Below are 11,198 nucleotides of genomic sequence, written 5' to 3' on the forward strand. Positions count from 1 at the left end.
ACCGCGTATCCATGATTAGTGCCTGGCTGCTGGTTTTAATTTCCATCTCCTACATCTCGGTGCTGTTTGTCATTGCCTGGGCCGGCGACAAACACCCCGGCCTTTACCGGCGCAGGCTCGCGCGCACGCACATCTACGCGCTGTCCCTTGCGGTTTATTTCACCTCCTGGACCTTTTACGGCGCGGTTGGCCGCGCCACCCAGGAAGGGCTGGGCTTTCTCCCCATTTACCTTGGCCCCCTGCTGGTGTTCATCTTTGGCGCCCCCTTGCTGCGCCGGATCATCTACATCAGTAAGCGCAACAACAGCACCTCGATAGCCGATTTCATTGCCTCGCGCTATGGCAAGTCCCAATCACTTGCCGCCATGATCGCAACCTTTGCTCTGATTGGCAGCGTTCCCTACATTGCACTGCAGCTTAAAGCCATTTCCATGGGCTTTAACGTACTGTCCGAAACCGGACCGGGTATTCACGTAAGTAGCAGCGCCCCCTGGGCCGACTCGGCCTGGTACATCACGCTGGCACTGGCGGTATTTACCGTGTTGTTCGGCACCCGGCACCTCGAATCCACCGAGCACCACCGGGGCATGATTCAGGCGGTGGCGTTTGAGTCCCTGATCAAGCTGGTGGCGTTCGTGGCCGTGGGCCTGTTCGTTGGCTACGGACTCTACGGCGGCTTTGGTGATCTGCTCGGCCGGGTGCAGGACGCCGACCTGGTTGGCACCCTGACCATGGACGGTGTTGAGGCCCCGGCCTTTATCACCCAGACCCTGGTGGCGATGCTGGCCATCATCTGCCTGCCACGACAATTCCACGTCATGGTGGTCGAAAACACCGATCACCGGGATTTCGAAGTCGCACGCTGGGCTATGCCCATCTACCTGATTATTGCCAGCGCCTTTGTGCTGCCGATTGCCGCCGCTGGCCTGCTGTCGCCCGGGGGCGTGACCGGCAACCCCGACATTCTCATCCTGCAGCTGCCGATCCAGGCTGGAGAGAAATGGCTCGCCATTCTCGCCTTCCTGGGCGGCGGTTCAGCGGCCGCGGCCATGGTGATTGTCTGTTCAGTGGCCATCGCCACTATGGTCAGCAACGAAATCATCATGCCAGCGCTGTTGAAGTTTTTCCGGCCCCGAATGAACCGACGCGCCGACCTCAGCCATCTGTTGTTAAGAATCCGCAGGGTTGCCATTTTTGTGGTGCTGCTGACCGCTTACGGCTTCTACCGCATGGCCAGCGAAGACTACAGCCTGACCGCTTTTGGCCTGTTGTCCTTTGCCGCCGCCGCGCAGTTTGGCCCCGCTCTGGTCGGCGGTATCATCTGGCGCAGGGGTAACTACATGGGTGCGGTCTGGGGGCTGGCACTGGGCTTTTTGATGTGGTGCTATACCCTACTGTTGCCGGCCCTGGCGACTACTGGCTGGATGACCGACACCCTGATCAACCAGGGCCTCTGGGGCCTGGGTTGGACTCGCCCGACGGCACTGTTCGGCTCTGACCTTGACCAGATCAGCCACGGCATCATCTGGAGTCTTGGCATCAACACCCTGGCCTACGTCGCACTGTCGCTGCTGACACGTCAGCGTGTGCGCGAGAAGATCCAGATCGCGTCCTTCTTCCATGACCCACAACCCAGGGCCGAAACGCCTCAGCACCAGAGCTGGCAAGGCGAAATCCTGACCTCGGATCTGCAAGCATTGACTGACCGGTTCATGGGTGAGGAGCGGTCCGAGACTATTTTGCGCAATTACGAACGCCGCAACGCCATTCGTCTGCACCCTCAGCGTCCCGCCTCCAATCACCTGATGAAGTACATTGAGCGTCAACTGGCCTCGGTGATTGGCGCCTCCACGGCGAGGGTGGTCCTGGAATCCACACTGACCGGCCGCGACATGCAGATCGAGGACGTCGTCAGCATTGTCGACGAAGCTTCCCAGGCCATGACCTTCAGCCGGGAGTTGCTGCAATCTGCTATTGAGAACATTCGCCTTGGGGTATCCGTGGTCAACCACCAGCAGCAACTGGTGGTCTGGAACCAACGCTATCTTGAGCTGTTCACCTACCCGAAAGGTTTCGTGCGGGTGGGTCGGCCAGTGGAAGATCTCATGCGCTATAACCTAACCAACGCTAACCTGTCAGCCCGACGCATTGATGAAATCATTGCCGACCGGTGCGGCAGCATGCGTCATGGCCAGCCCATGTCGTACGAGCGCCAACGGCCTGACGGCACTGTAATACGGGTTGATGGCAGCCCCATCCCCGGTGGCGGCTACGTCACCACCTTCCAGGACATCACCGCCATGCGCCGGACCGAACAGGCGCTGAAGGAAACCAACATCTACCTTGAGCAGCGGGTCAAGGAGCGTACCCAGGAACTGCAGGTCATCAACGAGCAGATGTTGAAAGCAAAATCCGTTGCGGAACAGGCGAACCAGAGCAAGACCCGTTTTCTGGCATCGGCAAGCCACGACTTGCTTCAGCCCCTCAACGCTGCGCGATTATTTACCTCGGCGCTGGCCGGAAAGGCTCCAGAGGGCGAAGAAAAAGATCTGGTTGATCACATCGACAGCTCCCTCGGTGCCGCTGAGGAAATCATCAGCACCCTGCTGGACATTTCCAAGCTGGATGCCGGTGCGCTGGAGCCGGACATTGGCGTATTCCCGATTAACGACATCCTGCGCCACCTGGCCACAGATTTCTCGGCGATTGCCAAGGATCAGGGGCTGGAACTGCGTGTAGTACCTAGCACAGCCTGGGTAAGGTCTGACGCCAAACTGTTGCGCCGGGTAGTGCAGAACTTCCTCTCCAACGCCATTCGCTACACCCCAAAGGGCAAGATCCTGCTGGGTTGCCGACGCATGAAAGGCTTTCTCCGGATTGATGTCTGGGATACCGGTCCGGGTATTCCGGAAGACCAGCTGGCGCACATCTTCGAGGAATTCCGCCGTTTCCAGACCGGCCGCGACAAGAAAGGCCTGGGTCTTGGCCTGGCCATCGTGGACCGGATCAGCGGTATGCTCGACCACCCGATCACCGTGCATTCCATTCAGGGTCGTGGCAGCCTGTTCGGCATTACCGTCCCATTGGCGGCACCGGAACAGATACCCGCTGTCGCTCCACAGCCCGCAACCGGATCCCGCCGGGTTTCAAGCCTTGGCGGCCTCCATGTGCTGTGTATCGATAACGACCCCGCCATTCTCCAGGGCATGGTCGCCCTGCTGGGTAACTGGAAGTGCGATGTCACCGCCGCGGAAAGCCTCGATAACGCCACCGACCAGCTCAACGGCCACGCTCCTGAGATTATCCTCGCGGACTACCAGCTGGACGATAACAAAAACGGGCTGGATGCCATGGATAGTCTCAGAGCGGCGTTGAGCGAGAACATCCCGGGAATTCTGATTACCGGTTACATGGCGCCGGAAGTGCGAGAAGACGCCATTGCCAGGGGCTACCATCTGCTCTATAAACCTGTGAAACCCGCTGCACTGCGGGCACTGGTCAACAAGTTGCTGAAGCAGAAACGGTCATGAGCGAATCCAGCTACCGAGGGGACGCCTTTCACAAACTAACGTACCTGGTCATTGACGACTTCGAGAACTTCCGCCTGTCCATGCGACAGGTGCTTCGAGCCTGCGGGGCCGATCAGATCGAACTGGTCCGCAACGCCGAGCAGGCAATCAAATACTGCACTTACAACCATGTGGATGTGGTGCTGTGCGACTACAATCTTGGTGAGGGCAAAAACGGCCAGCATGTGCTTGAGGAGCTGCGCCATAAGAACCTGCTGAGGCGCTCATCGCTGTTTTTGATGGTCACGGCCGAAACCTCCAAACAAATGGTGATGGGGGCACGGGAGCACCAGCCCGACGGCTATCTGACCAAACCGATCAACCGGGCCTTGCTGGAACAGCGTCTGATCACCCTGATTGACCAACGCAAGGCACTGTTGCCGATTAACCGGGAGATCGACCGGGAAAATTACCCGGAAGCCATCTCCCTCTGCCTCCAAGCCCTGCCCCGGAATCCCCGCCATAAGACCTGGCTCTTGAAAACACTGGGTGATCTCTACTTCCGCCTGGGAGATTTAAGCCACGCAGCCAAGGTCTTTGACGACGTGCTGCAACAGCGGGAACTGTCTTGGGCCAGGCTCGGGCGCAGCCAGGTGTTGCTGGCTAATCGCAGCCACGATCAGGCCGTCGCCAATCTCAAGCAGCTGATCGATACCCACCCCGATTACATGGAAGCCTACGACCTGCTCGCCGACGGACTGCGCCAGCAAGGCAAACTGTCTGAAGCACAGCGGGTACTCGAGCAGGCCACCGTGCAATCGCCCAATGCCCTGCTTCGGCAAAAGCAGTTGGCGGAGGTTGCCGAGGCCAACCAGGACATCGACACCGCGGCCGACGCCTGGCGCCGAACTGTATCTCTCGGCACATACTCGATACACGACAGCGCCGACCATTATCTAGCTTTGGGACAGAGCCTGTCGGAACTCAGCGAGGACCAAGACAGTGCTCAGAGCGTCGAACACGCCACTGAGGCCTTAGAAATTCTTGCTTCCATGGAGAAGCGTTTTGCCGACCAGCCGACAGTGGGCCTTCGCAGCCGAATTGTTCAATGCCGAGTGCTGTTTGGACAGGGACAGCACCGAGAAGCAGAGGCACTTCAGAACAGTCTCAAGGCGGAATTCGACAGTAACCCTCTGATCGATCCCGACATCAGCCTGGACTATGCCAAGACCCTATTTCGAATTGGCAGTGACGGTGACGCTAAAGATCTTCTGGGCCGCCTCGCCGAACAGCATAGCGACGAGGCAGAGCTTCTGAAACGTATCGAAGCTCTGATGGATGAGCCGGTCGGGTTCCGCCAAAAACTAAAGGCTCGGAACCTTACCCGTGATGGTATAAAAGCGTTCGAGGCTGGCGACCTCGCAGCCGCAGCCGCAGCGTTTACCGAAGCGCTGGCAGTGGTACCAAACCACACTTCAGTGAACCTCAACCTGGTTCAGGTCTTGCTGAAAATATACGAGGCGGATCCAACCAGTCGCGAACCATTGGAGGAGTGCCAGGCCAGACTGGACCGCCTGCAGGGACTGCCTCAACAACATCGACAACATCGGCGCTATATCGCACTGAGCCAGAAACTGAAGGGATTAACCGCATGACCGATCCCAAAAACACCAGTAACCGGACCAATGACAGCGACCAGAACATCGACTTTTCAATGGTTCTGGCCTCAACCGTCCATGACATGAAAAACTCTCTGGGGATGCTGCTGAACTCGCTGGACGAGCTAAGAACCGAGCATGGCTCCACCTTCGATGGCTCCCCACGATTCAACACCCTGCAGTATGAAGCCGAGCGCATGCACAACGACCTGGTCCAGCTGCTGGGAATCTATCGTCTGGGCGAAAAGAGACTGTCCGCTCACATTGAGGAACATTACCTGCCTGACTTCCTGAACGAGCACATGGCACGCCACGCACCGCTGCTTCAGGGCCTGGGTATAGAAGCGCTAATCGAGGCTGGCGACATCACCGGGTTCTATGATGCCGACCTGTTGACCGGGGTGCTAAACAACACCATCAATAACGCCCTGAGGTACTCCCGAAGCAAGATCCGCCTTACGGCCGAATTACGGGATGGCTATTTGGTATTGGGGGTAGAAGATGACGGCGAGGGTTATCCCGAGAGCATGCAACACTCAGGAACCCTGAGCTTTAAATCCCTGGACTTCAACACCGGCAGTACCAGCCTGGGGCTGTTCTTTGCATCGTCTGTAGCCCAGTTGCACCGGGAGGGTGAGAGGTGCGGATCTATCCGGCTCCATAATGGTGGGCAGCTGGGTGGCGGAGTCTTCGAGATCTGGCTGCCCTAACTAATTTTTGTTCCTCTGAGAGCGAAATCGCTTAACTCTCTCCCAGAAGCAGACCCTGCGTGAGCGTGCTTTGACGTGTAACGTTTCGAGTGGATAAAACAACCAACTGTTTTTTTTGGTAATTTTTTGTAGTATACGCTTGCCTTAAAATGAATGAGAAGTTCAACTATTCACACGGGTTGAGTCAAACACGGAAAATGCATCAACCGGAAAGGAGGCACATTAGTCGACACAAGCCCTGATGCGACACAAGCGAAAGCTCTGATCGTTCATTCGAGGCATCTTATGAAAAAAAATAAAAAGCACCTGTACCTCAACAAAAACGTCTTCACTGCCACCCTGGCGTGCTTTCTTCTGGCACCCGGTTTCACCTCTGCTGCGGATGATTCTGCGACTGCAAGCGCTAACGTCATTGCGCCAATTCAAATCACCAAAACGGCAGACCTTGCTTTCGGCGATTTTGCACCAGGCCTTGGTGGCACCGTAACGGTTGCTACTAACGGTGCTCGAACCGCTACCGGCGTCATACTCTCAACCGGGGGAACAACCCCCACGGCAGCGCGATTTGATGTTGTAGGTCAGTCCAATGCGACCTATTCCATCACATACTCAGGCGATACCCAACTAACAAACACCACCGGAGGCGGAGGCGAAACCATGCTTCTGACTCGTATTAGCGATCTCACTGGCACAGGCACAATTGCAGGCGAAGTCAGCTCGGGGACATTGGGCGTGACCGGAACCCAGTCGATTTATCTGGGAGGCTCTCTCGTGGTTGCCAGTACCCAGGCCTCGGGGAGCTACCAAGGCACCATTACGGTAACCGTGGAATATAATTAAGGCTGACCGACTTCCGGATATGGTGTCGAATGGGCCAATAGCCCGTCCGATATACGACGCCAACGTCCGGGAGTGCAGTTTTTCTCCATTAGAACCGAGGGGTGTGTTCCTGTGAGAATGTATTCTAGTATCAGGCAACGCTGCCTCAGGCTGCCGATTGCACTCGCTCTCGGCTGCGCAGCGATGCTGCCCGGTAATCTTCTCGCACTGGAATTAACCGTCACCCGAACCCAGGATTTATCGTTCGGAAGCTTCGCTGCACTCAGCGGAGGCTCAGTGTCTATCGATACCTTTGGCGGACGGGCGGCCACAGGTTCAATCTGGTTGGCCCCCTCTTTCGGCGGCAGCTCCGCGCTGTTCACTGTGACAGGCGATCCCTCGACGTCATTCGCTGTAATGTTACCAACCAATGGAACTGTCTACCTGACAGGCCCGGGCGTCCCAATGCCGGTTAACAACTTTATCAGTGTCCCGGATGGCGTTGATGGTCAATTGGATCTCTTGGGTACTGGCATAGTACGGGTAGGCGCAACGCTCAACGTCGGTTCAGGGCAAACCCCGGGAGCCTATAGCGGTAGCTTTTTGATTACCGTGGACTACAACTAAATCAAGACCGCTAAGGGCTACCAAACGACGATGATGAATTTATCCCGCTCACGATTTCAACCGCTATGGTGTTTTATTTTCGGGATATTGACCTCAGTCAGCCTGCCCGCACACGCCGATGTTCTTATCTACCCTACTCGTCTCGTCCTGGAAGACGGTAACAGAGCGGCAAAGCTTGAGCTGGTCAATCGCAGCTCCGAGCCTGCCACGTTCCGTATTTTTCTTGTCAATCGACGCATGAACGAATACGGCGAATTCAGCCCTGCGGAGCCTCCACTGCCCGAGGAACGCTTTGCGAGCCAATTGATTCGATACTCCCCCAGGCAAGTCAGGATTGAGCCAGGTGAGTCTCAAACCGTTCGGCTAGCGGTACGAAAACCGGCGAACCTGGACCAGGGGGAATACCGCTCACACCTATTATTTGAGAAACAACCAGACGTTGGGATTTCCTCAAGCGTCGAAAGCATACAAGGAAGTGGTTCCGGTGGTATTGAGGTTCGCCTTCAGGCATTGGTCGGTATATCCATCCCAGTCATCGTCCGCCACGGCAAACTGTCGGCGACGGTGGTTTTATCCAATCTTGGCCTCGAAGCTTCAACGCCTGACGCCAACGTCCTAAGATTTGAGATCGCACGAACCGGTGGCCAATCCATCTATGGCGATATTACCGTCACTCTCAGCAGAGCCCAGGAGGAACAGGTCGTTGCCCGCGCACGAGGCGTTGCTGTGTATTTTCCGAACCCTCTGCGCATTGCCCGGCTCAAACTTCCAAGCGAGATCAGTCCCCTCCAACCGGGTGATCGTTTAACTGTTCGGTTCACCACCCCGGTTGATCAAGGAGAGAGACTACTTGCCGAAGCGGCGTTGCTGATTCCCTGACCTAAGTTTAAAAGGCTGAGCTACCAATGGTTAAACGAAAAGCTCAAGTCCTGTTTGTATTGATGCTGCTCGGTCCATTGTTCTCTGCCAACACCCTTGCGCAAACCGAGGCGGCAGCGTCCCGGGAGTTCCTTTTGCTGGAAGTCAGACTCGATCACCTGATCCTGTCCGAGGCGTTCCCAGCCTATGGCGATTCCCGCCATACGTTCCTGCCGCTAGGATCCCTTGCACAGCTACTTACCCTAGGCATCGAAGTTTCACCGGAGACTGGCACTGCGAATGGCTTCGCTGTATCACCTGACCATCGCTTCGGGCTTGATGCACTGCGCGGACGCGTCAGCTATGGCCCCATCACCGAGGATTTTGACGCGGACTCAATGGTCATCGTAGAACCGGATGACATATACGTTGCCACCACTCTTCTGGAACGCTGGTTTCCAATCCAGCTCGACGTCAATTATGCCCGTCTCAGACTGACGGTGACGGCCTCTGTGTTGCTCCCCCTGCAAGCAAAACTTGATCGCCTACGCCGGCAGAGCGACAGGCCAGCCGGTGCACAGCCGCTATTTTTCGATTATCCAAAACTAGCCCCTTCCTACCAGCTGGCAAGCGTCCCGTTCGTTGACCAGACCTTTTCAACGCAGGTGCTCAACCAAGCCGACCAGAAGGTAATCAGCAACAGGTACTCAGCATTCCTGACATCCGACCTTTTTTACATGGAATCCGCCTTCAGAATCACCAGTGACCGGGAAGACCCGACACCAGATATCCGAGCAACCCTTTCACGCTACCATCCAGACGGTGAGTTGTTAGGTCCACTGTCTGCGACCTCAGTGGTACTCGGTAATTACGGAAGTTTTAGCAATGACAATATCAACAGAGCGGCATCGGGCAACGGCGTGACCATCAGCAACCGCTCGTTAACTGCAGCCAGTGGCTTCGATCAGCAGACACTCGAAGGAGACCTGCCTCCAGGCTGGGACGTTGAGTTGTATTACAACGATGTGTTTGTCGAATTGCAGGTTGCCAACAACGAGGGACGCTATCGATTCGAGAATCTCCCACTGAACTATGGTCGAAACGACTTCCGACTGGTATTCAACGGGCCTCTCGGACAAACCCGTGTCGAGACCCAATCTTTTGACCTGTCGGAATCGTTCGTCCCTGCAGGTCAGTTTAGGTACCGGGTTTCAGAGCACCGGGACGATAGCGGTAATGCACGGTCGACAGTCAATACCGACCTCGGCCTTACTCGACACCTTACTGCTTCAACTGGCTTTATTCGAACGCCATTAAACGGTAAGGAGGCCCAGTATGGCTACAGCAGCCTAAGGATGTTTGGCTCAGGCTGGAGCGGAAGTCTCGGGAGCATAGACCAACTAGGGCAAGGGCACTTGTCCGAGGTCAGTGCCCGAACTCGGCTCTCGGATACGTCGGTAAAATTGAGCCACGCACTACTGAACAATTTTGATAGTGAAATCTACCCCGCCAACGGCGACCCTGTTGTCCGCAGCAGCGCCCTTCGAATTAACGGTACTATGCGCTTACCCGGGAATTGGCATTTACCCTTCAATATCGACAGTTCCAACGAAACTCGGGAATCCGGGAGCAGGCTTGATGTACACGCCGCGCGGGTATCGGCTTATCTGTGGCGGACGGTGGTAACCAACCGCCTGAATTGGCAAGAAACGTTAGGTCCGACCCTGGCCAGCGGCTCAGTAACCGTAAGTCGGCTATTTCGCACCCTGAATTTCCGAAGCCAGTTGGATTATTCCATCCAGCCCGAGCGCCAGCTCACAGCTTACAGCATCAACGGCAGCGTCCCGCTAGCCAATAACTACCGTATAACGGCCGGCCTTAGCCACGAATTCCTAACGCCCAATACTCGCTACAGCGCGGGTTTCAGCAAATCTTCTGGCCAGTTTGGGCTGGCATTTAATGCCAGCTACGACGATAACGACAATTACTTTGTTGGCGCCCAGTTCTTTGTCTCATTGGGCCCGCAGCCCGTCCTCCAAAGATGGATGCCTGACGCGCGTCCGGTCGCCAATACGGGGGCTGCGCTCGTACGGACTTTTCATGACGAAAACAACAATGGAGTACGCGACGATCAGGAAGCAGGATTGTCGGGAATTGGCCTGCTTGTCAATGGCACCAGACACCCCGCCCGGTCAGGGCCGAATGGCCTTGTCTTTATTGAACGACTGCCCCCCCGGCGCTACGCCGCTATTACATTGGATAGTGGCACCCTCTCTGACCCCCTTTGGCTAGCGAGTCACCCCGGTTATCGTGTCCTACCAAGACCTGGTTATTCTGCGGAACTGGAACTACCCGTCATACTAACCAGTGAAATAGACGGCACTATCTATCTTGCCAATGCCGAGGGCGGTCGTGGCGTAGGAGACGTCCAGATTGAATTGGTTGATGGCCGTGGAGAAGTCATTCGAAGCACCAAGTCGGCCTGGGATGGGTTCTATATCCTAGATCAGGTTCCTCCGGGCGACTACACCCTTCGGCTATCACCTCAACAGCAGGCCAGACTGAACCTCAAACCCCAAAAGGGCAGGCAACTCACGCTCTCCCCGGGAGGGCAGCTCATCAGCGGTGAAGATTTCCTGCTTGAACCTCTTATGAAATAGTTTAGGCAGCGCCCTCGCTTTTCGTTCAGGCAATAAAAAACCCCAACTTCGGCGAAGCTGGGGTTTTCGGTATTAAGAGTCTGACGATGACCTACTCTCACATGGGCAAATGCCACACTACCATCGGCGCAGGCCTGTTTCACTTCTGAGTTCGGGATGGGATCAGGTGGTTCCAAGCCGCTATGGTCGTCAGACAAAACGGTTGATCACTGGGGGGACGAGAAAGAGAGAGTGATGTTGATTTCGTTGCGTTATCCGCAATTGTCTTGGGTGTTATATAGTCAAGCCGCACGAGCAATTAGTATCGGTTAGCTCAACGCCTCGCAGCGCTTACACACCCGACCTATCAACGTCCTG

General features: G+C 56.1%; 7 protein-coding genes and 2 rRNA genes. 7 read left to right on the plus strand and 2 right to left on the minus strand.

Translation table 11 applies throughout. The features are described 5' to 3' along the window. The first annotated feature begins 11 nt into the window (after positions 1 to 11). The 7 genes from FGO67_RS13415 to FGO67_RS13445 all read left to right on the plus strand — a co-directional run bounded on the left by FGO67_RS13415 (position 12) and on the right by FGO67_RS13445 (position 10,841). The gene (locus FGO67_RS13415; protein ID WP_203301133.1) at positions 12 to 3,530 is read left to right on the plus strand and encodes a PAS domain-containing hybrid sensor histidine kinase/response regulator; all 3,519 of its coding nucleotides are present in this window, start codon (positions 12 to 14) and stop codon (positions 3,528 to 3,530) included. Further along, positions 3,527 to 5,164 carry a tetratricopeptide repeat-containing response regulator gene (locus tag FGO67_RS13420; protein WP_203301134.1) on the plus strand — a complete coding sequence of 546 codons (1,638 nt, stop codon included), beginning with the start codon at positions 3,527 to 3,529 and terminating at the stop codon, positions 5,162 to 5,164. The genes FGO67_RS13415 and FGO67_RS13420 overlap by 4 nt, the downstream gene beginning before the upstream one ends. Further along, positions 5,161 to 5,877, plus strand: coding sequence for a sensor histidine kinase (locus FGO67_RS13425; protein ID WP_203301135.1), 717 nt, complete (start codon positions 5,161 to 5,163; stop codon positions 5,875 to 5,877). The genes FGO67_RS13420 and FGO67_RS13425 overlap by 4 nt, the downstream gene beginning before the upstream one ends. A 285-nt stretch (positions 5,878 to 6,162) precedes the next feature. Beyond that, positions 6,163 to 6,717, plus strand: coding sequence for a DUF4402 domain-containing protein (locus FGO67_RS13430; protein ID WP_203301136.1), 555 nt, complete (start codon positions 6,163 to 6,165; stop codon positions 6,715 to 6,717). Positions 6,718 to 6,900: 183 nt separating this feature from the next. Beyond that, a complete protein-coding gene (locus tag FGO67_RS13435; protein WP_203301137.1) occupies positions 6,901 to 7,323 on the plus strand; it encodes a DUF4402 domain-containing protein in 423 nt (140 codons plus the stop codon). Between the two features lie 30 nt (positions 7,324 to 7,353). Next, positions 7,354 to 8,202 (plus strand): fimbrial biogenesis chaperone, encoded by an 849-nt coding sequence (locus FGO67_RS13440; protein WP_203301138.1) that lies wholly within the window; start codon positions 7,354 to 7,356, stop codon positions 8,200 to 8,202. A gap of 26 nt (positions 8,203 to 8,228) precedes the next feature. Then, complete coding sequence (locus tag FGO67_RS13445; RefSeq protein ID WP_203301139.1) at positions 8,229 to 10,841, plus strand: carboxypeptidase-like regulatory domain-containing protein; 2,613 nt, start codon at positions 8,229 to 8,231, stop codon at positions 10,839 to 10,841. Between the two features lie 78 nt (positions 10,842 to 10,919). Here FGO67_RS13445 and rrf read toward each other — a convergent pair. Both rrf and FGO67_RS13455 read right to left on the minus strand, forming a co-directional pair. Continuing rightward, positions 10,920 to 11,035: ribosomal RNA gene (rrf, locus tag FGO67_RS13450) — 5S ribosomal RNA — on the minus strand. An 83-nt stretch (positions 11,036 to 11,118) separates the two neighbouring features. Next, positions 11,119 to 11,198: ribosomal RNA gene (locus FGO67_RS13455) — 23S ribosomal RNA — on the minus strand; the annotation flags it as partial.

This window comes from Marinobacter sediminum, from assembly GCF_016820575.1.
Lineage (GTDB): Bacteria > Pseudomonadota > Gammaproteobacteria > Pseudomonadales > Oleiphilaceae > Marinobacter > Marinobacter sediminum.

Coding starts and splice junctions, on each gene's coding strand:
- FGO67_RS13440 (WP_203301138.1), top strand. CDS start 7,354: ATGATGAATTTATCCCGCTCACGATTTCAACCGCTATGGTGTTTTATT.
- FGO67_RS13430 (WP_203301136.1), top strand. CDS start 6,163: ATGAAAAAAAATAAAAAGCACCTGTACCTCAACAAAAACGTCTTCACT.
- FGO67_RS13415 (WP_203301133.1), top strand. CDS start 12: ATGATTAGTGCCTGGCTGCTGGTTTTAATTTCCATCTCCTACATCTCG.
- FGO67_RS13420 (WP_203301134.1), top strand. CDS start 3,527: ATGAGCGAATCCAGCTACCGAGGGGACGCCTTTCACAAACTAACGTAC.
- FGO67_RS13425 (WP_203301135.1), top strand. CDS start 5,161: ATGACCGATCCCAAAAACACCAGTAACCGGACCAATGACAGCGACCAG.
- FGO67_RS13445 (WP_203301139.1), top strand. CDS start 8,229: ATGGTTAAACGAAAAGCTCAAGTCCTGTTTGTATTGATGCTGCTCGGT.
- FGO67_RS13435 (WP_203301137.1), top strand. CDS start 6,901: ATGCTGCCCGGTAATCTTCTCGCACTGGAATTAACCGTCACCCGAACC.